26 protein-coding genes are annotated in these 23,216 nt (G+C 65.7%); 15 read left to right on the top strand and 11 right to left on the bottom strand.

Going from position 1 to position 23,216, the window contains the following annotated elements; all coding sequences use genetic code 11:
• Window positions 1-4: 4 nt before the first annotated feature.
• The 4 genes from leuD (at window position 5) to ABNQ39_RS26950 (ending at window position 2,744) form a co-directional block, all read left to right on the top strand.
• A complete protein-coding gene (gene leuD / locus ABNQ39_RS26965) occupies window positions 5-610 on the top strand; it encodes a 3-isopropylmalate dehydratase small subunit (protein WP_376964248.1) in 606 nt (201 codons plus the stop codon).
• Window positions 607-1,230 (top strand): MmgE/PrpD family protein, encoded by a 624-nt coding sequence (locus tag ABNQ39_RS26960; RefSeq protein WP_376964245.1) that lies wholly within the window; start codon window positions 607-609, stop codon window positions 1,228-1,230. Before leuD ends, ABNQ39_RS26960 begins: the two co-directional genes overlap by 4 nt.
• Window positions 1,231-1,265: 35 nt before the next feature.
• Window positions 1,266-2,063, top strand: a complete 798-nt coding sequence (locus ABNQ39_RS26955) for an MmgE/PrpD family protein (protein WP_376964243.1) — start codon at window positions 1,266-1,268, stop codon at window positions 2,061-2,063.
• Window positions 2,064-2,165: 102 nt separating this feature from the next.
• The gene (locus ABNQ39_RS26950) at window positions 2,166-2,744 is read left to right on the top strand and encodes a cysteine hydrolase (RefSeq protein ID WP_376964240.1); all 579 of its coding nucleotides are present in this window, start codon (window positions 2,166-2,168) and stop codon (window positions 2,742-2,744) included.
• Window positions 2,745-2,884: 140 nt separating this feature from the next.
• On the opposite strand, the gene ABNQ39_RS26945 is transcribed toward ABNQ39_RS26950, so the two are convergent.
• Window positions 2,885-3,664, bottom strand: coding sequence for an IclR family transcriptional regulator (locus tag ABNQ39_RS26945; protein WP_376964237.1), 780 nt, complete (start codon window positions 3,662-3,664; stop codon window positions 2,885-2,887).
• Window positions 3,665-3,999: 335 nt separating this feature from the next.
• On the opposite strand from ABNQ39_RS26945, the gene ABNQ39_RS26940 reads away from it, so the two are divergent.
• The 5 genes from ABNQ39_RS26940 (at window position 4,000) to ABNQ39_RS26920 (ending at window position 8,396) form a co-directional block, all read left to right on the top strand.
• A complete protein-coding gene (locus ABNQ39_RS26940; RefSeq protein WP_376964235.1) occupies window positions 4,000-4,821 on the top strand; it encodes a sugar phosphate isomerase/epimerase family protein in 822 nt (273 codons plus the stop codon).
• A 101-nt stretch (window positions 4,822-4,922) separates the two neighbouring features.
• Window positions 4,923-5,552, top strand: coding sequence for a nuclear transport factor 2 family protein (locus tag ABNQ39_RS26935; protein WP_376964232.1), 630 nt, complete (start codon window positions 4,923-4,925; stop codon window positions 5,550-5,552).
• A complete protein-coding gene (locus tag ABNQ39_RS26930; RefSeq protein WP_428846417.1) occupies window positions 5,537-6,631 on the top strand; it encodes a maleylacetate reductase in 1,095 nt (364 codons plus the stop codon). The genes ABNQ39_RS26935 and ABNQ39_RS26930 overlap by 16 nt, the downstream gene beginning before the upstream one ends.
• Window positions 6,632-6,673: 42 nt before the next feature.
• The gene (locus ABNQ39_RS26925) at window positions 6,674-7,549 is read left to right on the top strand and encodes an intradiol ring-cleavage dioxygenase (RefSeq protein ID WP_376964229.1); all 876 of its coding nucleotides are present in this window, start codon (window positions 6,674-6,676) and stop codon (window positions 7,547-7,549) included.
• A gap of 43 nt (window positions 7,550-7,592) precedes the next feature.
• Entirely contained in the window at window positions 7,593-8,396 is an 804-nt protein-coding gene (locus ABNQ39_RS26920; RefSeq protein ID WP_376964226.1) for a shikimate dehydrogenase family protein, read from the top strand.
• Window positions 8,397-8,485: 89 nt separating this feature from the next.
• On the opposite strand, the gene ABNQ39_RS26915 is transcribed toward ABNQ39_RS26920, so the two are convergent.
• From ABNQ39_RS26915 to ABNQ39_RS26875, 9 genes are all read right to left on the bottom strand, one after another.
• Window positions 8,486-9,379: an alpha/beta fold hydrolase gene (locus ABNQ39_RS26915; RefSeq protein WP_376964223.1), complete on the bottom strand. Its 894-nt coding sequence runs from the start codon at window positions 9,377-9,379 to the stop codon at window positions 8,486-8,488.
• A 7-nt stretch (window positions 9,380-9,386) separates the two neighbouring features.
• Window positions 9,387-9,695 (bottom strand): YciI family protein, encoded by a 309-nt coding sequence (locus ABNQ39_RS26910; protein WP_376964220.1) that lies wholly within the window; start codon window positions 9,693-9,695, stop codon window positions 9,387-9,389.
• A gap of 43 nt (window positions 9,696-9,738) precedes the next feature.
• Window positions 9,739-10,515 (bottom strand): ABC transporter ATP-binding protein, encoded by a 777-nt coding sequence (locus tag ABNQ39_RS26905; RefSeq protein WP_376964217.1) that lies wholly within the window; start codon window positions 10,513-10,515, stop codon window positions 9,739-9,741.
• Window positions 10,505-11,251 (bottom strand): ABC transporter ATP-binding protein, encoded by a 747-nt coding sequence (locus tag ABNQ39_RS26900; protein ID WP_376964214.1) that lies wholly within the window; start codon window positions 11,249-11,251, stop codon window positions 10,505-10,507. Before ABNQ39_RS26900 ends, ABNQ39_RS26905 begins: the two co-directional genes overlap by 11 nt.
• Entirely contained in the window at window positions 11,248-12,249 is a 1,002-nt protein-coding gene (locus tag ABNQ39_RS26895) for a branched-chain amino acid ABC transporter permease (protein WP_376964211.1), read from the bottom strand. The genes ABNQ39_RS26900 and ABNQ39_RS26895 overlap by 4 nt, the downstream gene beginning before the upstream one ends.
• Window positions 12,246-13,121 (bottom strand): branched-chain amino acid ABC transporter permease, encoded by an 876-nt coding sequence (locus tag ABNQ39_RS26890; RefSeq protein ID WP_376964208.1) that lies wholly within the window; start codon window positions 13,119-13,121, stop codon window positions 12,246-12,248. Before ABNQ39_RS26890 ends, ABNQ39_RS26895 begins: the two co-directional genes overlap by 4 nt.
• A 72-nt stretch (window positions 13,122-13,193) precedes the next feature.
• On the bottom strand, window positions 13,194-14,330 hold the full coding sequence (locus tag ABNQ39_RS26885) for an ABC transporter substrate-binding protein (protein ID WP_376964205.1): 1,137 nt from the start codon (window positions 14,328-14,330) through the stop codon (window positions 13,194-13,196).
• Between the two features lie 59 nt (window positions 14,331-14,389).
• Window positions 14,390-15,445 carry a Gfo/Idh/MocA family protein gene (locus ABNQ39_RS26880; protein WP_376964202.1) on the bottom strand — a complete coding sequence of 352 codons (1,056 nt, stop codon included), beginning with the start codon at window positions 15,443-15,445 and terminating at the stop codon, window positions 14,390-14,392.
• A gap of 320 nt (window positions 15,446-15,765) precedes the next feature.
• A complete protein-coding gene (locus tag ABNQ39_RS26875; protein WP_376964199.1) occupies window positions 15,766-16,707 on the bottom strand; it encodes an alpha/beta fold hydrolase in 942 nt (313 codons plus the stop codon).
• Between the two features lie 112 nt (window positions 16,708-16,819).
• Here ABNQ39_RS26875 and ABNQ39_RS26870 point away from each other — a divergent pair, with 112 nt between their 5' ends.
• Window positions 16,820-17,458, top strand: coding sequence for a TetR/AcrR family transcriptional regulator (locus ABNQ39_RS26870; RefSeq protein ID WP_376964196.1), 639 nt, complete (start codon window positions 16,820-16,822; stop codon window positions 17,456-17,458).
• 16 nt (window positions 17,459-17,474) lie between these two features.
• On the opposite strand, the gene ABNQ39_RS26865 is transcribed toward ABNQ39_RS26870, so the two are convergent.
• The gene (locus ABNQ39_RS26865) at window positions 17,475-18,254 is read right to left on the bottom strand and encodes an IclR family transcriptional regulator (protein ID WP_376964193.1); all 780 of its coding nucleotides are present in this window, start codon (window positions 18,252-18,254) and stop codon (window positions 17,475-17,477) included.
• An 88-nt stretch (window positions 18,255-18,342) separates the two neighbouring features.
• On the opposite strand from ABNQ39_RS26865, the gene ABNQ39_RS26860 reads away from it, so the two are divergent.
• From ABNQ39_RS26860 to ABNQ39_RS26840, 5 genes are all read left to right on the top strand, one after another.
• Window positions 18,343-19,869 (top strand): MFS transporter, encoded by a 1,527-nt coding sequence (locus tag ABNQ39_RS26860; protein ID WP_376964190.1) that lies wholly within the window; start codon window positions 18,343-18,345, stop codon window positions 19,867-19,869.
• A 22-nt stretch (window positions 19,870-19,891) separates the two neighbouring features.
• Window positions 19,892-20,791, top strand: coding sequence for a sugar phosphate isomerase/epimerase family protein (locus tag ABNQ39_RS26855; protein ID WP_376964187.1), 900 nt, complete (start codon window positions 19,892-19,894; stop codon window positions 20,789-20,791).
• A 595-nt stretch (window positions 20,792-21,386) separates the two neighbouring features.
• A complete protein-coding gene (locus ABNQ39_RS26850; protein WP_376964184.1) occupies window positions 21,387-21,662 on the top strand; it encodes a DDE-type integrase/transposase/recombinase in 276 nt (91 codons plus the stop codon).
• Entirely contained in the window at window positions 21,659-21,979 is a 321-nt protein-coding gene (locus tag ABNQ39_RS26845) for a DMT family transporter (RefSeq protein ID WP_376964182.1), read from the top strand. The genes ABNQ39_RS26850 and ABNQ39_RS26845 overlap by 4 nt, the downstream gene beginning before the upstream one ends.
• A complete protein-coding gene (locus ABNQ39_RS26840; RefSeq protein WP_376964179.1) occupies window positions 21,979-23,196 on the top strand; it encodes a cystathionine beta-lyase in 1,218 nt (405 codons plus the stop codon). Before ABNQ39_RS26845 ends, ABNQ39_RS26840 begins: the two co-directional genes overlap by 1 nt.
• Window positions 23,197-23,216 lie beyond the last annotated feature (20 nt).

The following is a 23,216-nucleotide window of genomic DNA, read 5'->3' as shown; positions in this document are numbered from 1 at the left end:
AGCAATGCAGCCGTTCAAAAGCGTCACCGGCCCCGCCGCCCCATTGATGCGCCGCGACATCGATACCGACGTGATCATCCGGATCGACCGATTGACCCAGTACGCCCGCGGCCAGCTCGGTCCCTTCGCGCTGGAGGCGCTGCACGGCGACGATTTCGTGTTGTCCCGACCGCAGTTCCGTGGAGCGTCGATCCTGCTCGCCGGAGCGAACTTCGGCTGCGGCTCCTCCCGCGAGGCCGCGGTCTGGGCGCTGCAGGAGGCCGGGCTGCGCTGCGTGGTCGCTGCATCGTTTGGCGACATCTTCTTCTCCAACTGCATCCAGAACGGTGTACTCCCGGTCGTGCTTCCCGAGGCGACGGTGGAAGCGCTCGCCGTGCAGGCGGCCGACGGCGCCCCGCTGACGGTCGATCTGGAGACCTGCACCCTCACCGCCCCCGACGGAACGGGGCACACCTTCATGCTCGATGCGATGCAGCGGGAAACCCTGCTGGAGGGGCTCGACGAGCTGGGCCTGACCCTACGCTGCATCGACCAGATCGCCGCCTGGGAACGTGCCGACGCCCTGCGTCGCCCCTGGGCGATCCCGAGCATCCGGAAGGACGCCGCATGAGTTCGGTTCACGAAATCCGATCCGACCGCGCCGCCACCGATCCGGCTGGCCCGACCGGGCGCCTCGCCGCTTGGCTCGCCAGCCTGCGGCTGGAGGATGTGCCGGAGCGTGTCCGCCAGCGGGCGACCCATCTTCTACTCGACGGGATCAGCTGCGCCCTGGTCGGCGCCCGGCTGCCCTGGTCGCGGCGTGCAGTGGAGTCGCTTTGCCGCCTGGAAGGATCCGGACCTGCCCAAATGATCGGCTGGAACCGCGGGGTGCCGCCGCCGCTCGCAGCATTGCTGAACAGCACCTTCATCCAGGGCTTCGAGCTGGACGATTTCCATCCCTTCGCCCCACTGTACAGCGCGTCGCTCGTGCCGCCGGCGCTGCTGGCCTGCGCCCAGGCGAATGGAAAGCGTGGTGGGCGGGTCACCGGCGCCGACTTCCTCAAGGGAGCGATCGCCGGATTCGAGGTCAGACCGCGCGTCGGCCTCGGCCTGCATGGAATCGAGATGCTGTCGCGCGGATGGCATTCCGGAGCGGTGTTCGGTACCCACGCCGCCGCTGCTGCGGCCGGAACGCTGCTCCGCCTCGATCCCGCCGGGTTCGAGGATGCGCTCGGCATGTCGGGAACCTAGTCGGGCGGCTTGATGGCCGCACAGTTCGAGGCAATGTGCAAGCGCAGCACCATGGCTTTGCCGCCCGCGCCGGCCTCGGCGCCGCCTGGCTCGCCGCCGACGGCTACACCGGGATCAAGCGGGTGTTCGAGCGTGACTATGGTGGTTTCCTCGCCGCCTTCGGCGAGGGGCACGATCCCGACGCCTCGCAGGTCGCCGCCGATCTGGGAGAGCGTTGGGAGACGGAGCGTATCGTCGTCAAGTTCCACGCTGCTATGGGTGGCCTGCATTCCACCATCGACGCGATCCGCGGAATGCTGGCGGAGTGTCCGTTCCAGCCGGAAGATGTTGAAAGCATCGACGTCTGGGTCGGCAAGGGCGTCTATCATCACGGCGCCTTTCCGGTGGAACGGCCCCTGACCTCCATCGGTGCGCAGATGAGCCTTGCCTATACAGCCGCGGTCGCAGCCGTCGACGGCAAGGCGATGATCTCGCAGTACACGGCGGACCGGATCGCGTCCGACGATCTCTGGACCCTAATCCCCAGGATCCGGATGCATGAGGACGGGAGCTTCCAGGGCGGACCGCACAAGAAGCTGGGCTGCCGACTGCGCATCGCGCTTACCGACGGATCGGCGCGCGAGGTGGAGCAGGGCCTTCGCTTCTCCGAGGCGATCTCCAACGGCGACATTGTCGCCAAGTTCCGCACCCTATGCGAATCGGTGGTTCCGGCCAACCGTTGCGAGCGGATCGTCGAGGCAGTGCTGGGACTGGAGCGGGTTGGTGACTTGAGCGGACTGTTCGGGCTGCTGGCGGAGGAAACCGCATCGGCACTCGGAGCGCAGGAGGACTGAACTCTCCCGATTATCCTGAAGCTTGCCGCTTCCTGACGCCTTGGCCAAGCGCCGAGGGGTGTCGGTGCGCAGCAGGCCAACTTCAACCTTCTAGAGGCCATTATGACTGTAACACAACTCGATTCCAGAACAGCGCTGATTGTCATAGACTTGCAGAAAATCATGGCATCGATGCCCGTCGCTCATCCCTTTACGAACATATTGGAGAACGCCGCCCGTTTGGCCGGCATCTTCCGCCAACACGATCTTCCCGTGGTCCTGGTCAACGTCGTGGAGGCGGCGCCCGGCCGGACGGAGCAGAGCCATTTCAGCGGCGCACTCCCGCCTGACTGGTCCGAACTGCTGCCGGAATTGAATCGGCAGCCGCAGGATCACCTCGTGTCCAAGAGAACATGGGGAGCGTTTACCGAAACCGATCTTGAAGAATACCTCAAATCCGCCGGAGTCACCCAGATTGTGGTCTGCGGCGTAGCGACGAGTATCGGCGTCGAATCAACCGCACGCCAGGCCCATGAACTCGGCTTCAACGTCACCCTCGCCATCGACGCCATGACCGATCTCAGTGCCGAAGCGCACGTCAACAGCCTCGATCGAATTTTCCCCAAACTCGGCGAGACCGGCACGACACAGGATATTGTCGATCTCCTGTCCAAGCGAACAACTGAAATGTATCGGCCCTGAACCGCGCCCGGTATCCCGTTGGCTGGTGTGGCTGAGCCACGCCGCCATCGCGGCGTCCTCTGTTTGAGTGACCCATTGCAGGGCGGCGAATTCAATGCCCTCCAGGGTGTGCCATGATCAGGACGATGGAGCGCTCGGCGTCAAGTTGACGGTGTCCGGCGCAGTTGTTGGGAGACGGCAGATGCAGCCTTTTCCAGCACCGCCGCCGTCCGGTCGCGCGCGGCGGAGCTGTAGCGCACCGCCGGCATCGCCACGTTGATGGAGCCGAGCACCGTCCCCTGATCGTCCAGGATCGGACAGGCCATGCCCACAATCCCCTCGGTGAACTCCTCGAACGAATAGGCAAGGTTCTCCCGTCGTATCGTCTGCAACTGGGCCCGCAGGTCGGCGATCTTGCGGATCGTCTTGTGGGTCGCGGGCACCAGTTCCACCCGCTTCAAATACTCTTCCTGCATGTCGGGCGGCAGGAAGGCCAGGATGACCTTGCCGCCCGACGTGGCATAGAGCGGCGCCAGATCGCCCAGCCGCATGTGTGACAACAGCCGCATCGGACTATTCACCGCCGCCACCACCTTCGCCTCGTCCCCGCTCAGGATGTTCAGCGCCGAGGATTCGTTGGTCGTCGCGGTGATTTCCTCCAGCAGCGGCTTCACCAACTCGACAAGGTCATAGCTCTGCGAACTGCGGTCGGCCAGACGGCGGATCGCCCGGCCCAGGCAGTACCCCTTGGTCAGCGGCGAATAGGCCAGATACTCCCGCGCCACCAGAGTGCGCAGCAGCTGGGTGAGGCTGCTCTTCGGGATGCCCATCGCGTCGGCGATTTCGGTATGCGACATCTCGCGGTCCCAGCGTCCGAGAAGCTCCAGCAGGGTCAGCACCCGATCCGCAGATTTCACCGTCGCCCGGTCATCGCCGTTCATCTCAGAAGAATCCATTCACATATGTGTATTACCCTATCGCTACCATGGAGAAGCCGGAGCTGTCAACGCCACCGCCCCGGTCGTGGCGATACAAGGCGGCATGTTCCGACCCGCAGAGAGTTTCCGGGCAATTCGTTCGATCGAGCCTCACATCCACATCGCGCAGTATGATGGCAGCCCTGAGAAACCTGCACGCGAGTCATTTTCACACGTGAATTTTCCAAGGAAGGCGCACCACCCCCAAACGCCAAAGTTCCTATTTGAAAACTAGTTCATGTAGTGGTACAAACTGCGGCGGACGCCCACCCTCTCCGACTCCGACCGGTGATCCTCCGATGCCATTGCTGTCCTTTCACCACCTATGCCGGATCGACACTCACCCGGTGGACCTGATCGAGGCCGCTGCTGCCGGCGGGTTCGATTTCTGTGGTCTCCGTCTTGTCGCCCCCCGGCCCGGCGACCCACTGGTGCCGGTCGTGGGCGATGAGGCGGCCGTGCGGGCCATCGAGCGCAGGCTGCGCGACACCGGCGTGCAGGTGCTGGATATCGAGGCCGTCTGGTTAGCGCCGGACACCGATGTCGCGGCTCTGCGCCCGGCGATCGAAACCGGCGCGAGGCTCGGGGCACGTCACCTCCTGGTCGTCGGCTTCGACACGGACCGGACGCGGCTGCTCGACAACTTCACAGCCCTGTGCGAGCTGTCCGGCTCCCTGGGCCTGCGCACCATGCTGGAGTTCATCACCTACACCACGATCCGCAACCCGGCCGAGGCGCTTTCCCTCATCCGCGACAGCGGGACAGACGCGGGGGTGTTGATTGACGCATTGCAATTCTTCCGATCCGGAAGCGTCCCCGCAGAGCTGGCCGCGTTTCCCCCGTCGCTGTTCTCCTACATGCAAATCTGTGACGCCCCGCTGCGCGCGCCACAGACCGTGGAGAACCTGCGCAGGGAGGCCCGAACCACCCGGCTCCTGCCGGGAGAGGGGGAACTGCCGCTCGATACGCTACTCGCGCAGCTTCCCCGCGACATCACGCTCAGCCTCGAAGCGCCCAATGCGCGTTTGACGGCACTCCCGCCGGCCGAACACGGCCGCGTCGCAGGAGGTGCCCTGCGACGCTTCCTGGAGCGGCACCCCGCTTCCCGGAGAGCCGGCTGACAAAGGGCTTGGCGATCCGTCGGACAGGTACCGGCTTCCTTCCCTTCCATTCAAGAACCGCCGCGATGCCGGACGCATGGCGGCTCAGGAGATCAGAAACGATGACCGACGAGCAACAGGACCGGCTTGCCCTGCGCGATTTGATCGAGAACTGGGCGCTGTGGCGCGATGCCGGCGACTGGGAGCGCTTCCGCACCGTCTGGCACCCGGAGGGCCGCATGATGGCCACCTGGTTCCAGGGCGGCTTCGAGGAGTTCATCGCCGTCAACCGCAAAGGGTGGGAGCGCGGTGTGCGCATCCTCCATTTCCTGGGTGGCATGTCGGTGGACCTTTCCGGCGATCGCGCCGTCACCCAGACCAAAATGACGATCTCCCAGCGTGCCGACGTCCATGGCGTCCGCTGCGACGTCGTCTGCACCGGACGCTTCTACGATTTCCTGGAAAAGCGCGAGGGACGATGGGGCATGGTCCTGCGCCAGCCCATCTACGAGAAGGACCGTCTCGACCCCGTCGATCCGGGGGCCAGCCTTGACCTCGATCCGGCCCTGCTCGCTCGCTTCCCCGAGGGCTACCGTCACCTCGCCTATCTCCAGACCTCCATCGGCTACGACGTCAAGCCGGACATGCCGGGCATCGACGGACCCGAGGTCCAGGCCCTCTACCGGCGCGGGCGCGGCTGGCTCGACGGTGGCGCGGCACTCGCGGAGGGCGAAGGGTGGGCCGTCGCATGAGGGACGGCTTCGTCTACAACGGCCTGCCGATCCGGGTCATATTCGGCGACGGCACCCTTGCCCGGCTGCCGGAGGAGGTCGAGCGTCTCGCCCTCAAGCGGGTTCTGATCCTCTCGACCGCACAACAGCGTGACCAGGCGGAGAGGCTCGCGGAGCTGCTTGGGAAGCGGGCCGCCGGCGTCCATCCCGCGGCGGTCATGCACACGCCGGTCGCGGTGACCGAAATGGCCTTGGCCCGCGTCACGGCGGAGGGCATCGACGGGTTGGTTTCGCTCGGAGGCGGCTCGGCCATCGGCCTTGGGAAGGCCATCGGTGTGCGCACCGGCCTGCCCCATTTGGCGGTCCCTACCACCTACGCGGGATCGGAGATGACCCCTATCCTGGGGGAGACCGACAACGGCATCAAGACCACCCGGCGCAGCGGCGCGATCCTGCCGGCGGTCGCGATATATGACGTCGCCCTCACCCTTGGTCTGCCGGTTGCGTTTTCGGTCACCTCCGGCCTGAACGCCATCGCCCATGCGGTGGAGGCACTGTATGCCCAGGACCGCAATCCGATCGTCTCGATTATGGCGGAACAGGCGATCGGCGCCCTCGTCCGCGCCTTGCCGGGCGTCGCCGCCGACCCGGCCGATCCCGTCGCCCGCACCGACGCCCTATACGGGGCCTGGCTCGGCGGCGCCTGCCTGGGGTCGGTGGGAATGGCCCTTCATCACAAGCTCTGCCATGTGCTCGGCGGCGCCTTCGACCTGCCGCACGCGGAAACCCACGCCGTGCTGCTTCCCCATGCCGTCGCCTACAACGCCGAGGCCGCTCCCGACATGGCCGGACGGCTCGCCGGTATCCTGAACGACGGGCCGCAGATGGAGTCACAGGCCGGCAACGCCCTGCAAAGCTTCGCCCGGCGCCTTGGCGCGCCAACAGCGTTGCGTGCGCTCGGCATGCCGGAGTCCGGCATCGACCATGCCGCCGATCTGGCCGTCCAGTCCCCCTACTGGAACCCGCGGCCCGTCGAACGCAATGCCATCCGCACCCTGCTGGCCCGTGCCTGGGCCGGCGAGGCCCCGATCACACCCTGACGCAGAGGCCTTGCGGCCGCCATCGCCTTTGGGGAGAAAACGATGCTCGACACCCGAGAGGATGCCATCACCCGGACCGTGCTCGACCGCATGCAGACGACGGCCGATCCACGCCTGCGACGCATCAGCGAGGCGGTGGTCCGCCATCTGCACGCCCTGGTGCGGGAAATCGAACCGACGCAGGAGGAATGGCGGGCGGCCATCGACTTCCTGACCCGGACCGGACAGCTCTGCAGCGACACCCGGCAGGAGTTCATCCTTCTGTCGGACGCGCTCGGCGTCTCCATGCTGGTGGACGCGGTGAACCATCGCCATCCGCAGGGGGCGACCGACACGACCGTGCTCGGCCCCTTCTATGTCGAAGGCCCGCCGCCGTTCGAGAATGGCGCCGACCTGTCCGGCGAGATGTCGGGACTGCCGATGCTGATCCACGGCTCCGTCGCGGCGGCCGACGGACGGCCGCTGGCCGGCGCCGTCGTCGACATCTGGCATGCCGACGACCAGGGCTTCTACGATGTGCAGCAGCAGCCGGACATGCGTGCCGGGCGGGGTCGGCTGCGGACGGACGCGGACGGACGCTTCCGGTGCTGGTCGGTGCGCCCGGTCTCCTACCCCATCCCCCATGATGGGACGGTCGGGGCGATGCTCGAGTTGCAGGGGCGCCATCCCTACCGGCCGGCCCACGTCCATTTCATGATCGCCGCGCCGGGCTTCGAGCCGCTGGTCACCCATCTGTTCGTTTCCGGCGATCCCTATTTGACCTCCGACGTGGTGTTCGGTGTGAAGGAGTCGATCATCGTCGATCTGATCGAACATCCCGCCGGCAGGGCGCCCGATGGCCGAATGATCGCAACGTCCTTTGCCGAGATGTCCTACGATTTCCGGCTGGCGCCGGCCCGTAGCCGCCAGTCAGCATGACGCGATCACCCTCCCGATCATCATCCGAAGGAGTCAGGCGTCCATGCCACTGGGACTCGGCGGGGCAACCCGCGTCTACGTCATCGTTGGCGACCCCATCGCCCAGGTCAAGGCGCCCGGGTCGCTGACCGCCGCCCTGCAAAGACGGGGGCACGACGCCATCGTCGTGCCGATCCATGTGTCACCGGACCATGTCGACCGCTTCATCGACACGATGGGGCCGATCCGGAACCTGGACGGCATTATCGTCACGGTTCCCCACAAATTCGCCGCCAGTTGCCATTGCACGAGCCTGAGCGACCGCGCCCGCTTCCTCGGCGCCGTCAACATGATGCGGCGCAACCCCGACGGCTCCTGGGACGGCGACATGCTCGACGGCGTCAGTTTCCTGGCCGCCATGCGGCGGGCCGGCCACGACCCGGCCGGCCAGCGTGTCCTGCATGTTGGGGCCGGCGGTGCCGGACGGGCCATCGCCCTGGCGCTGGCGGAAGCGGGCGCCCGCGATCTGGCGATCCACGACGAGGACACCATTCGCCGGGATGACCTGATCGTCCGGCTTCATCGGGCGGGTTGGACTGCCTCGCGTGTCGGATCGCCCGATCCCGCCGGGGCCGACATCGTCGTGAACGCCACCCCGTCGGGGATGGGCAGCGGCGACCCACCACCGGTCGACATTGCACGGCTGTCCTCCGCCATGCATGTGGGCGACGTGATCACGGTGCCGGAGATCACGCCGCTGCTCGCGCACGCCCGCTCCATCGGATGCACGACGCAGAGCGGCATCGACATGTTCGACGCGCAGCTTGATCTGATGGTGAATTTCCTGAAGGGACAACGCGCAGAATGACGGAATGACGGCAACGGCCGGGCCAGCGATCTTCGCCGGCCCGGCCGTTGTTGTTTCACCAGAACTCCACCAGGACGCCTGGTCCGTCGTCATCGCGCTCCGTTGAGGAATGGAACGAGCTGGCCGACGACGAAGTCCGGAACATCCTCCGGCATCATGTGGCTGGACGCGACGGACGCGCCGCGCACGTCGTCAGCCCAAGAACGCCAGATGTCCAGCGGGTGCGGCGATGCCGCCAAACTCGTCTCCGGCAGAAGCACGAGCACGGGACAGGCGAGCCGCCGGCCGCCGGCACGATCCGCGCTCTCCGCCTCGGCATCGACCGTCATGGCCGACCGGTAATCCTCGCACATCGCATGCCGCACCGCCGGATCGCGAAATGCGGCGTGATAAGCGGCCAGCGCCCGTGGATCGTAGATGTCGCGGCCATCGGCCATCTTCCGCAGCGTCCAGGCGAGGAATCCGTCCGGGTCGCCGGCGAGCAGCCGTTCGGGAAGATCGAAGGGCTGGGACAGGAAGAACCAGTGATAGGCGTTGAACGCGAACGCCCGGTTCACCCGGTCCCAGATTTCGATGGTGGGGATGACCGTCAGGGAGGCGTAGGCCGACACCCGCTCCGGATGATCCAGGGCCAACCGATAGCCGACACGCGCTCCCCGGTCGTGGCCGACCACGGCAAAGCGCGTGAAGCCGAGCGCCTGCATCAACTCGACTTGATCTCGGGCCAGTGTCCGTTTCGAATAGGCCTCGGCCCCGTCGGGGTCGAGGGCGGTGCTTTCGCCATAGCCCCGCAAATCCGGCGCGACGACCGTGAAGCCTTTGGCGACGAGGCTTGGCGCGACGCGATGCCACGCGTGTCGGCTCTGCGGATAGCCATGGAGAAGCAGAACCGGCGGGCCCGACCCGCCGACCACACAACGGAGGTCCGCCCCGGAAGTGCGCACCCGTTCGGTCCTGAAGCCTTCGAACAGGCTGTCGTCCATCGTCATTCTATCCAACCCTCCGTTCGGCCCCGTCGGAACGGGCAATGCCTCCAAGCGTGACAGTCCATTCGAAGATGCGCACATCGTCGTAGATACCGTGCAGGACGAAGAGATCGCCGTCACTGAAGGCCACGAACTCCTCCATATCGCCGACCTCGGCCACGATCAGCCCGCCGGAAACCGATGAGCCCGTCAGAGGCCCCGATTGCAGGATGCGGACGCCCCCGCTCCTCAGATACGCCTTGTGCGCCTCGATCAGGCGCTGGCGTTCCGCAGCTTTCCGGGGACCGGAACAGGCGACCCTAACAACGATCATGATGGACTCCCGAATGTTTGAACGCCGGCCGCCCCGCGCCATGTCAGGCGGCGGCGCCGGTCTCGACCGAACCACCGAGAAACAGCTCCGCAACCCGCGGATCGTTCAGGATCGCTCCGGCGGTATCGAAGATGCGCGTCTGTCCGAGTTCCAGCACCACGCCATAGTCGGACATCTTCAGGGCCGAGCGCGCGTTCTGCTCGATCATCAGCGTCGACACGCCCTTGTCGCGCAGGTTCAGCAGGATGTCGAAGGTCTCCTGCACCATCATCGGCGACAGTCCGATGGACGGTTCGTCGATCAGGATCAGCTTCGGATCGAGCAGCAGCCCGCGCACGATCTCCAGCTGCTTCTGCTCGCCGCCGGACAGCGTGCCCGCCTGGCGGTCGGCCTTGCGGCGCAGGACCGGAAAGCGGTTGAGGGCCAGTTCGATGCGGGCCGGCATGTCGGTGATCCCCTTGCCCGCCGCCACCGCCCCGAACTCAATGTTGTGGCGCACGCTCATCTCCGGAAAGATGTTGCGGCCTTGAGGGATGTAGCAGATGCCGGCCTCCGGCAGGCGGCGCGGCGTCCAGTTGGTGACGTCGCGCCCGTCGAAGCGGATGCTTCCGGCACGTACGGCCAGCAGGCCGAAGACCGTCTTGAAGACTGTCGATTTGCCGGCCCCGTTGGGGCCGATCACCGTGGTGATCGCCCCGCGCGGCACGTCGAAGCTGGTGCCGTTGAGGATCGTCATCGCCCCATAGCCGGCGACCACGTCGCGGAGCCGCAGGATGGGGTCGCCGGAGATCGTTTCGCCGAAGATCGTCTCAGTGTCCAAGATAGGCCTCGATCACTTGTCCGTTGGCGCGCACCTCGGCCGGCGTCCCTTCGGCGAGAACCTTGCCTTCCGCCAGGACGATGACGCGGGTGCACAGCGACATGACGAAATCCATGTTGTGCTCGATGACGACGAAGGTGGCGCCCTGCTCGGCGTTGATGGCCTTCAGGCGCTCCTTCAGGTTGCTCAGCATCGTCAGGTTGACGCCGCCCGCCGGCTCGTCCAGCAGGACCAGACGCGGCCCGGCCATGAAGGCCATGGCGGCATCGAGCAGCTTCTGCTGGCCGTAGGACAGCCCGCCGGCCCGCTGATGCGCGAGGTGATCGAGCTTGAAGAAGGCGATCATCCGGTCGGCATCCGGACCGAGCCCGGCATCGCGCGGCCCGAACAGCCGCCGGGCCATGCCGCCCTTGTGCTCCTGCCCGGCGAGGATCAGGTTCTCCCGTACGGAAAGCTGCGGGAAGACCTGCAGAAGCTGGAAGGTCCGGCTGACGCCAAGGCGGTTGAGCTCGCACGGGCGCATGCCGGTGGTCACCCTGCCATCGACCCTCACCTTGCCCTCAGTGGGGCGGAGCTGGCCGAGGATGCAATTGAACAGAGTCGACTTGCCGCAGCCGTTGGGCCCGATGATGCCGAGGATTTCACCCTCGCGGACCTCGAACGAGACCCCGTCCACTGCCGTGATGCCGCCGAACCGTTTGCGGATGCCTTCGACCTCCAGGATCGCGTTCGTCATTGCGCCTGCTCCTTCAGGGTCGCCACCGAGGCGGCGCGGGCGGCGGAGGCGGCCTGCGCGCTGCGTCGTGCCAGATGGCGATCGAGGATCCCGAGAATGCCGGAGGGCGACCAGGCGAGCAGCGCCATCACGAACGTCGCATAAAGGATGAGGTACAGACCATCGGCGAAGCGCAGCCATTCCGGCAGCAGGACCGCGATGAGCGCGCCGAGGAACGGGCCGAGGAAGAAGCCGGCGCCGCCGACGATCACCATCAGCAGCAGGTTGAACGACAGGACGAGCGTGAACGGCGTCGGATCGACGAACTCCAGCAGCGGCGCATAGAGGCTCCCCGCCACCCCGCCGAGCGCCGAACCGAGCGCGAAGGCCATCAGCGTGTAGCGGCGCGTGTCGACGCCGAGCGACAGGGCCCGGACCGGATTTTCCCGCAGAGCCAGGAAGGCGCGGCCCCATGGCGAGCGGATCAGGCCGAAGGTGAGCGCCGAGACGAGGCTGAGGATGGCAAGGCACAGGTAATAGAAGGAAGCCGGGCTGTCGGTCGCCAGACCGAAGAGCGTGGGGCGCTCCACCACGATGCCGACGACGCCGTTGGTCAGCCATTCCTCGTTGCGGAGAACCAGGAAGACCAGCGTGGAGAAGCCGAGCGTGACGAAGGCGAGATAATGGTGCTGCACCCGCAGGGCGGGATAGCCGAGCAGCCAGCCGACGGCGAAGCAGAGGACGACCGCCGCCGGCAGCGCCGCCAGGAAGGGCCATCCCGCGCCGGTCAGCAGCGCGGCGGCGTAGGCGCCGATCCCGACGAAGGCGCCCTGTGCGAGCGACACCTGTCCGGCATAGCCGAGCGTCAGATTGAGCCCGACCGCGGCGATCGACATCACGCACCACATCGACAAGATATAGGTGCCGTAGCGGCTGAGCAGCCAGGGCGCCGCCACCAGCGACCCGGTGACCATCACGGCGAGCAGGACGAAAAGCCTGCGGTTTTGGGAGGCGTTCATACCGTGCGCTCCTCCGTTCGGCCGAACAGTCCCTGCGGCCGGACCATGATGAAGGCGATGAGCAGAAACAGCGGCACGGCATCCCGGTACTTGGTCGAGATGTAGGCCGCGGCCAGATTGGACACGACGCCGAGCAGAAGCCCGCCGGCGATGGCGCCCCGCACCTGATTGAAGCCGCCGATGATCGCCGCGATGAAGGCCGCCTGCCCCAATATCTCCCCCGAGGAGAATTTGGCGAGGTAGATCGGGCTGATCAGCAGCGACGCCACCGCGACCAGCCCGCCGTTGATCAGGAACGCGTGGCCGATCATCCGCCGCACCGGGATGCCGAGAATGGTCGCGACGGCCGGATTCTGCGCCGCCGCCTGCATCTGCCGGCCAGTCGAAGTCCGGGTCAGGAACAGGTGCAGGGCCACGACGGCGACGATGGCGACCACCAGCGTGCCAACGCTCTGCAGCGACACGACCGTGCCGGCGATGGTCACGTCGACGGGCGGAATGATGGAGGGGAAGGGCTGCGCCTCCGCACTGAACCCGTCCTTGACGCCCTCCTTCAGGAAGATCGACAGCGCCATGGTCGCCATCGCCAGGGGCAGCACGCCGTGACGCAGCATGGGATCGACCAGGAGCCGCTTGAAGGCGAAGCCGAGCAGGGCGACCGAAACCGCGATGCCGACCAGAATGCCGAGCCAGAACGGCAGTCCGGCATGCATCGCCGCAAGCATGAAGAAGGCGGGAGCCATGACGAACTCCCCCTGGGCGAAATTGACCGTCTGCGACGTCTGCCACAGCAGTGAAAAGCCGATGGCCATCAGGGCGTAGATTCCGCCCGTCGCGAGGCCGGTGATCAGAAGACTGATGAAGTCCGACATGCTGTTGGCTCCTTGAAGAGTCCCGTTGCCGGTCGGACCCCGGCGCCGGCGCCGAAGGTCCGGAACCACCGCTCATCCGCCGGTTCGCGGCAGGGTCTTCTCGATCCGGAGCGTGTTGTTCTTTTCCACGACCGCCAGGAACCCGTCGCGGTCGATGTCGCCGTTCCGGTCCCAGCTCGTGGTCAGCAGGACGCCGGGTTCCTCCTCGGCGGTGATGGTCAGTCCATGGAGGGTTTGCGCGAACAGCTTCGGGTCCGCCTTGCCGGTCTTGCCTAGCACCGTCTTGACCACATGACCGACGATGTATCCCTGGAAGCCGTTGTGATCCGGGGTGTAGTTGAATTTCGCGGCAAAGCGGCGCGACAGGTCCTGCAGCGCCGCGACCGGCGCATCGCCGGTGAGCGGGATATAGCCCTTGGCCCCGATCCCGGCATCGCCGGCGAGTTGCAGGACGATCGGGTTGAGCAGGGTCTGTTCGCCGAAGATCGGGGTCTTCAGCCCCTGGCGCTGGCCCTCCTTCAGGAAGCGCGCCACCTCCTCCTCGTGGATCGACAGGAAGATGGCGTCCAGCGCGCCGCTCTTGAGCTTCAGGACGTCGGATGCGAAATCCGCCTGCCCCTGCTCGCTGGACAGGTCGACGGGAACCTCGATGCCCTTCTCCTTCGCCGATTGGAGAAAGACGTCGCGGCCGCCCTTTCCCAGATCCGTGTTGGCATAGATCACGCCGACCTTCCTGGCATGCACGGTCTCGGCAAGATAGTTGACCACTTTCGGAATGCTCGTCCGCTGGCTGCCCAGGGTGCGGAAGATGTAGGGGTTTCCCAGTTCGGTCAGCTGAGCGGCACCGCCGCCGGTGAATTCGGGAATTTCCGCCTTCTGTGCGATCGGCATGGCGGCCCTGACCGATCCCGAATAGGTCGGCCCCACCAGAACGAGCGGGTTCTCGTCGAGCGCCTTCTGCATCTGCCCGCGGGCGATGCCGGGATTGGTCTGGGTATCGTAGAACTTGGCCTCCAGATTGCGGCCCAGCACCCCGCCCTTCGCGTTGATCTCCTCGACAGCCATCTCCAGGCCGTTCTTATAGGCCGTCCCGACGGGCGCCCCGGCGCCCGACAGCTCCAGAATGCCGATGATCTTGATCGGATCGGCCGCCAGCGCGGGGACCGCCGTCAGGCAGCCGGCCGCGACCAGAATTCCATGCAGCTTCATCGCCCTTCCCTCCCTCGTTTTTCGTTTTGCATTGATCTCGTTTCACACCGGGTTTCGCTTCACACCGGGATCGCCTGCCCGGTCTTCGCCGCCCTCTTGATGGCCTGCGTGACCTCCAGCGTCCGCGTGGCGTCGGCACCGGTCACTAGCGGCGCTTCGAGCCCCTGCGCCACCCTCAGGAAATGTTCAGCCTGATGGCGGTAGGGATCGCCCGGCTCGAAGGGCACCTGCCGCACGTCCAGCGGATGCGCCCAACCCTGTTCGCCGGAGAAACGGTAGTGCCGCAGGTTCGGCAGCGTCAGGGACCCCTGGGTTCCCGACAGGAAATGCGTGTCCTCCCTGCCCCGGTCCACCAGCCCCGCCTTGTCGGACATCAGGTCGAACTCCCCCGATGCGAGGTCGTAGGACCAGGGTGCCGCGACACAGTCGGACAGGGTGACCGTCCCGACCGCACCGGAGGCGAAGCCGAGGAGAATGACGGCGCTGTCCTCCACCGGCAGGTGCCGGACGGCGTGCGACTGCATGGCCTGCACGGATGTGACGTCGCCGAGCAGGAAGCGGAGCTGGTCGACCTCGTGGATGAGGTTGATCAGGATCGGACCGCCACCCTCCGGTTCCACATGCCAGGGAATGTCGAAATAGGCGTCCGGCTTCCGAACGGTGTAGAGAACGGTCGCCACGGTCGGCTGCCCGATCAGCCCATCGCCGATCAACTCCGCCGCCATCCGCACCACCGGGCTGTGCCGCCTGTGATGCCCGACCAGCAGGGGAACTCCGGCCGCCGCCGCCCGCCCGGTCAGCAGGTTTGCGGCTTCCACGCCGTCGGCCAGAGGCTTCTCGACAAGGATCGGCAGGCCGCGCTCGATGCATTGCGAGGCCGTTTCCAGATGGTCCGCGGTCGGCGTCGCGATGACGGCTGCGCCCAGTCCGCCCGCGTGCCACGCGGCCGGGATGTCCGGATAGACGTCGAACCCCATGCCTTGTGCCTGTGTCCGCCCCTGAGCGCCCGGCTCCACGATCACGACGCGCTCGCAGGCGGCACAGGACCGCAGCACCTCGGCATGCTTCCGTCCGATGGCCCCGAAGCCGGCGACGGCAATGCGCATGCGCTCCATTGCGCCTCCCTCCATGCTGTTTGGAAAATCCAATCCGGCGCGCCTCCACAGAGTCCGCGCCGGATAGATTTGTTTATGTAAGAGAACGAATACCTTTATGTGAACAGTTGGTCAAGGCGATTTTCCGCGATGCCTCGCGACCAAAGTTGCCTTTTCCCCTGCTCAAGGCTCCATTTTCGCGCCGGAAATCCACCGCCGGATGCCCGTTGGCCATCGGGGCATCATCGGCGGCGCCGGGACTTTAATTCATAAGTGTGAACAAAGACCCCACCGGCGCGGATCAGGATGCGCCCTGCCGATGCGGCCTTTGAAGGAAGGGTTCAGCCCTTGACGATCGTGGTGACGAAGGCGGACAGCTCCCGCCCATAACGCGCCGACTCCTCATAGAAGGGAGAGTGCCCGCTATCCTGGTAGAGCGACAGTTGGCTGCGGGGATGGAGCGCCTTGATCCGCTCGGACATCTCCACCCGCACAAGCCGGTCATGCACGCCGTGCGTCAGCAGGATCGGACCCGTGAATGCCTGGAAGGCCGGTTCCAGATCGGTGGTCTGCGTACCGGTGAACCCCTCGTTGACCGCCCTCGCCGTCATCCCGTTGACGACGAGCATCCGCTGCAAGTCGATGCCCGTCGGCGGCTGGTGGAAGCAGGCGGACAGGAAATCGGTGGTCGCGGCCGTCCGTTCGGCGAGATCATACGAGCTGGTGCTGCGCGCGAAGCTTCCCGCCAGTGGGGTCAGGAGTTCCGGCGACAGCTTGGTCACCGCATCGACCAGATTGATCCCGGCAAGCGCCGCTCCGCCATAGGCCCGCAGATAGGCGCCGACCACATAGCCGCCGAGCGACCAGCCGACCAGAACCGGGCGGCGTAGGCCGGCTCCCGCGATCACGGCGGCCAGATCCTCCGCCCACCGGTCGGCGTCCCGATAGGCATCGGGCGACGCCGGCTTGTCCGAATCCCCATGGCCGCGCAGGTCGAAACGGACCAGACGGAAGCCCGCCAGCGCCGGGTCGGCGAACTGCCGGTCCCAGCTCAGCCGGCTCTGGCGCAGACCATGGACGAACAGAATCTCGGGCGCCTGCGGGTCGCCCTGCGCGTCCCCCGTCAGCACCGTCCCATCGGATGAGCGAACGGAGAAGCCCTGCGGCGTTGCGGCCGGCCCGGCGGCTTGCCTGCCGGTCTGCGAGGTGGCCTGTGAGGTGGTGGCCCCGATGGCCGGGCCGGCAACCACGCCGACGGCAGCCGCGCCGGCGAGGCCCAGCATCAAGTTCCGCCGCCCGAACTCATACTGCGATCCCATTGCGTCACCTATTTGTTTATCGATCGATAAACAATGCGGACTTGCGGCCGGCCCGTCAAGGATCTAGTGTCGCTGCATGGCGACATCCCCGACCAGTCCTCCCCAGACGACACCCCGGCCACGGGGCCGGCAGCCGACCTTCGACCGGAACGAGGCGCTCGACACGGCGCTTGATCTGTTCTGGCGGCACGGTTATGACGGGGTCAGCATCGCCGATCTGACGAAGGCGATCGGCATCGCGGCACCAAGCCTGTATCATGCGTTCGGCAGCAAAGCCGATCTCTACCGCGAGGTGTTGCGGCGCTATGGGGCGAGCGGCATCGATCCCGATGAGATCACCCAGGCGCCCTCGGGCTACGAAGCGGCCCGCTTGGTGCTTGAACGGGGCATCGCGGCGGTCACCATGCCGGGCAAGCCGCTCGGCTGTATGATATCGAGCGGCATGCTGATGACCTCCGCCGAAAACGCCGATCTGGCGGCCGAACTGAGGGCGATCCGCGCCACCACACGCGTGGCGCTGGAGCGCCGCATCCAGCGCGACATCGACGACGGGCATCTTCCCGCGACGACCGACGCCCCGACGCTCGCGCGCTTCCATGCGACCCTATTGCAGGGGCTTTCCGTACAGGCCCTGGACGGCGCTACCGCCGAGGAGCTGCTTGCGGTGGCGGGCCAGGCCCTCGCGGCATGGCCGGACAGCCCGCCGCCGGGATGATCCGTTCCGGCCCGCCTCAGCGCTTTGCGGTGGTGAACAGGGGCGAGCCGGCGGCAAGCAGGGAAAGTTCGGCTGCGACCTCCCGCAGGATCGGTGCGATCCCTTCCATGCGGGCCTCGGTCATCCGGATCGTGGGGCCTGCGACGCTGACCGTTCCGACCACCCCGCCCTTGCGGAGGATGGGCACGGCCACCGCCGATGTGCCGGCTTCGTAAGCATCGACGACCATGGCGAAGCCGTTGCGCCGGGCCCGTTGCAGAGCGTCCAGAAGCTCCGCCATCGACCGGGGGGCGCCCGGGCCATAGCCCTCGCGCCGGATGCCCTGCCGGACCGCGATCGCCAGCGCGGCGTCGTCATCCATGCAGGACAGCCACGCGTGCCCGTTCGCCGTAGCGACCAGATAGACCTCGGCCCCGTCGTCGGGATCGACCCGCAGCCCATGCTGCTTGCCCTGCGCCTTTGCCACCCAGGTCAGCTGCTCGCCATCCACGACCGCCAGCCGGGCCAGTTCCCCGGTCGCCTCGGCCAAGCGGTCGAGCACCGGCTGCGCGACGTCCGGGATGCCGTTGCCGGCGAGATAGGCGAAGGCCAGCGTCACGATCTTGGCCGTCAGCCGATACGGCCCCCCGTCACGATCCTGCCGGACATAGCCGGTCTCCTTAAGATCGGCGAGCACGCGGTGCGCGGCCGCCCGCGGGATGTCCAGCCGGTCGGCGATCTCCGCCAAAGGCAGCTCCGGAGGATGATGCGCAAGAAGATCGAGAATGGACAGCGCACGATCCCGGACGCTGGGCATGGGCAAGGTTCCTGGTGAAGCGACGGGACGTTCCAGCTAAGCCGCCGTTCCTACGGAGTCAAGCCACGTTTCTGGAATAGCATTCCATTTGAAATTCTATCTCAACCTTGTTAGTGTGCCCTACGAACAAGTCGGGCCGCCGCTCCGGTCGAGCGCAGCAGGAACCCGACCATGCTCCCGCCCGGCCGCATCCGATCAGGTGGATCGGCCTTGGGTCGCCAGCAGCAAACCAAAAACTCCATCAATCAGAGGAAGCGCCCCCATGTCCAAAGCGGCACGGCTCGACATCCAGGATTTCATAGACCGGCGTCCGGTCGGCGGCTTTCAATGGAGGGTGCTGATCCTCTGCCTGATCGTGCTCGTTCTCGATGGCTTCGACATCGTCGCCATGGGATTCATCGCGCCGGCACTGGTGAACGACTGGCACATCTCCCGCGAAGCTTTGGCGCCTGTTCTCAGTGCCGGACTCTTCGGTCTGGCGATCGGCGCGATCGCCGGCGGCCCACTCGCCGACCGCTTTGGCCGGCGCTGGGTGATTATCGGTGCGATGCTCTTCTTCGGGGTGATGAGCCTGGCCTCCGCCTGGTCCACCGATGTGTGGACCCTCACGATCTTCCGTTTCCTGACGGGACTCGGACTCGGGGCCTCCCAGCCGAACGCCGCCACGCTGGCGTCGGAGTATGCACCGAAAGGGCGCCGGTCGTTGTTCGTCACGGTGGTCTACTGCGGCTTCACGCTCGGCGCGGCCGGAGGCGGCTTTCTCAGCGCCCAACTGATCGGCTCCCATGGCTGGCAGTCGATCCTCGTGGTCGGAGGCATTGTGCCGATCCTGTTCGCCCTTGCCTATATCCTGCTGCTGCCGGAATCCATCCGGTTCCTGACCCTGCATTCCGAGCGGCGCGGGGCGTTGCTTGCCATCGTCAACCGGATCGCACCGGGCACGGCCGACGACCGGACGATGATCGTCATTCCGGAGCCGGTGCATCGCGGGCACAGCTCGATCGGGCTGGTGATTTCGCGGCCCTACCTTCTGCCGACGCTGGCGCTTTGGGTCGGCCTGTTCATGAATCTCCTGACCGTCTATCTGCTCAGCAGTTGGCTTCCGATCATGATCCGCGACGCAGGGTTCAGCATGACCGACGCGGCCATGGTCGGAGCCATGATGCAGGTCGGCGGCACCCTTGGGAACATCACCATCGGCTGGGGCATGGACCGCTTCGGGCCGCACGTCACACTCGCCGGGATGCTGGCGGCGGCCGGAGCCTTCGCTCTGCTGATCGGTGTGGCTCCGGTCGACGTCGATCTGCTGATGGTTCTGGTCTTCGGCATCGGCTTCTGCATCAACTCGTCCAACACCGGCTGGACCGCGCTGGCAGCCCTCTTCTATCCGACGGAGATGCGCGCCACCGGCACCAGCGTGATGACCGGGATCGGCCGTTTCGGCGCGATCTTCGGAGCGACGGCGGGCGGACTTGTCCTCGGCGCCGGCTGGAGCTTCAGCCAGATCTTCATGTTCCTGAGCGTTCCCATCGGGCTGGCGATGCTGGCGGTGATCGCCAAGGCCCGCGCCTCCGAGCGTTCGGCTGCTGCCGTCGCGATCAAGACGGTCCATTGAGTCCCATCACCGGAGGCACGCCATGAGGATCGGCATCGATTCCTACTGCTATCATCGCTTCTTCGGCGAGCTGTATGCGGGGCTGGAGCAGCCTCCGGATCGAAGCATGTCGCTTCTCGACGTCGTCGACCGCGCCCACGCCCATGGTGCGGAGGGCGTGGCGCTGGAGTCCTTCATGCTCGGCGACCTCGACCCGGCCATGCTGAAGGAACGGCTGGACCGCTTCGACCTGTACCGGATGTGGGCCTGGGGCCATCCGCATGGGCTCGGATCGGGAACCATGCCCGAGGCGCTGACGGATCTGACAAGGCACGTCGACATTGCCGCCGGTGTCGGGGCCGATGTGATGCGCATCTGCGCCGGCGGGCGACGCACCCGCAAGCTGACCTGGGCAGAACACCGCCGGCTTCTGCTGCCGCTGCTCCGCCGGGCCGCCGATCATGCCGGTGAACGGGGAGTGGTGCTCGCAATCGAGAACCACGTCGATCTCTCGACCGATGAGATGCTGGATCTCGTCACTACCATCGACCATCCGGCACTCGGCATCTGCCTCGACACGGCCAACCAGTTGCGGATGTTCGAGGATCCGACGGCCGCGGCGGAGCGGATGGCTCCCTATACGCGCGCGGTACATTTCAAGGACGTCACGGCCTATCGCGGCAGCCCGCAGGAGTTCGGATTCTGGCCGAGCGTCCCCACGGGGGAGGGACTCATCGACTTCCCCCGCGTGCTACGCGCGCTGGCGCGCACCGGCTATGATGGGTTGCTGGCGCTGGAGCTGGATTATCTCCACCCTGCCTATGGCAGCGAGGACGACGTCATCGTCCGCAGTCTCGGCCGGATGCGTGCATTGCGCACATCCATGAAGGGCACCGTAGAATCTGATGGCACCAAAGGCGAGACCCGGCATGGTCAACCGTGAATGGGAAGCTGTTTGCAGCGGGCGCCCCCTATCCGATGCTGACTGGGGCTCTACTTTAGGATGAAGGCGGAGGTTGGTCCGCAGGCACTGGCATGACTAAGGCTGTCGCCAACAGTTATCAGGCACCAATCTATGGGCACTGCTGTTCATCCCGCAAGCACCACGGCGGCCTCTTGGAACGCGTTCTGCGACGTAAACGCGTTGGTGGATGAGGATCTTGCCGAGTAGACGTCCATGACGACGGATAGCACACGGCCGATACGGCCCAGTCCACGTCGAGCGCGACGACGGAGCGTTCGGATCGGACGGTCCACGGTTACCGCCGCTTCCGCTGCCAGGAGTTTGAGGGCGGTTTCAACGAACGCACCGGCTCGGTGCTGAACCGGTTGCAGCTGCCTTCCGACATCGTCTTCCTGATCATGCTGCGGCGGCTCCGATTCAAGCTGGGCCTGCGTGATCTGGTCGAAATCCTGCTCCTGCGTGGCTTAGTCTTCTCGCACTAGGCGGTGCGCGACTGGGAGACGAAGCTCGTGCCGTTGCTCACCGACGCCCCGCGCGCCAGCGACGCAGGGACAAGATCGGCCGCCGTTGGTATGTGGATGAGACGTATCTGAAGGTCGGCGGGCGATGGCAGTACCTGTACCGCGCCATCGACAGCGGCGGTCACTTGGTTGATGTCTATCTCAGCGAAACTCGCAACCAAGCGGCCGCCGAAGCGTTCTTCCGTTCGGAGGCGGCTTCATCCGAGATCGCGAGTTTCTGCTTGCGAATGCCGCGACGTTGCAATAACGATATTGTCGCGAGGCCACGTACTCGCCCCACTCGTGGGTGTTCAAGACCGGGCCGGCCCGGCAGCTCTCTTAAGAGATGAGGCTGCTGTGGCTTGGATCGCAATCATCATCGCCGGGCCGTTCGACAACCGCGATGAAGTATTCGGCCGGCTTTACGCGAATTTGGACTTCGATAGCTACCGTAGCCGGCATTGCCGTGAGATTCTCGCTTCTCTCCTGGTCCATGAGAACTCTGCTCCTTGGCAGTGCGTACATGGTCTGGACGGGCATTGACTCGGTGTGCGCCCTTATCGCCGGGGTGGCGATGTTCGGCGAAAGTGCCTCGCTGCCGAGGCTGACCGCCGCCAAACTGATCATGGGCGGCATCGCCCTCATGAAGTTCGTCGGGTCGTACTGATGGCGGTGGCCTCAATGATAATTCAAAACAGAAAGAACGCGATGCACTGGCAAACACGCTTGATCCATTCCAACGCAAAGGCGCCATCTGGCTTCCGTTCGCTGGCAACGCCGGTCGCGCGCGGCTCGACCGTGATCTTCGATAGCGTCGCTCAAGCGACTGATGACTGGCACCAGTCCGAGCGCGGGTATACTTACGGCCTGTTCGGCAGCCCGACGGTTCTCGAACTGGGCGCGCGGATCGCCGAGTTGGAAGGGGCTCACCACAGCTTCATCGTGCCTGGCGGCCAAGCCGCCATCTCGATCGTCTATCTCGCCCTATGCCGGGCCGGCAGTCATGTGCTGCTACCGGCCAACGCCTATGGTCCCAGTCACGATCTGGCGACCGGAACGCTGCGAGCCTTCGGAGTGACCGTCGAAACCTATGATCCGTTGATAGGCGGCGATATCGAGCGGCTGATTCGCCCGGAAACCACGCTGATCTGGACGGAAAGTCCCGGCTCCATAACCATGGAGATCCAGGATGTACCGGCAATTGCCGCTGTTGGGCGTTCTCACGGCATACCCGTTGCGCTCGATAACACCTATGCGGGGGGCGTTCTGTTTGACGCCTTCAGGCACGGAGTGGACATCTCAATACAAGCGTTAACCAAATATATCGGCGGTCACAGCGACGTGCTGCTTGGCTCCGTATCCGTAGCAAGTCGAGAACTCTACGAGCGCGTGGGGACCGCATGGAGTCAACTGGGCATGGGCGTTTCGCCCGACGAGGCCAGCTTAGCGCTGCGGGGATTACAGACGCTCGGCATCAGACTGGAGAGGCTCGAGCGCACCGCGCTTGCGGTCGCGCAGTGGCTCGCAGATCAACCGGAAGTCGACAAGGTGCTCCATCCCGCCCTTACCGAAGCACCTGGTCACGACCTCTGGAAACGCGACTTCACCGGTTCTGCGAGCGTCTTCTCGATTATATTCCGGCACGAAATCAGTCCTGACCAAGTCGCATGCTTCGTCGATGCTCTTCGTCTGTTCAAGATCGGCTACAGCTGGGGCGGTGTGACCGCGCTCGCGTTGACATATCCCGGTCTCGGTCGCCCCGATGCTGAGTCAGGCGACCGTCTCGTTCGGCTGAACGTCGGCCTCGAAGAGCCGGGAGATTTGATCGCGGATCTCGACCAAGCGCTCGGATCAGCGATGCGCCAGCCGACGACTGGCAGATAAGCGAACAGTCAAAGATGAAG

The sequence above is a fragment of the Azospirillum sp. A26 genome, assembly GCF_042604635.1.
In the GTDB taxonomy this organism is placed as follows: domain Bacteria; phylum Pseudomonadota; class Alphaproteobacteria; order Azospirillales; family Azospirillaceae; genus Azospirillum; species Azospirillum palustre.
Note: the sequence above shows the minus strand (reverse complement) of the source record. Positions and strands in the feature narration are given on the sequence as shown.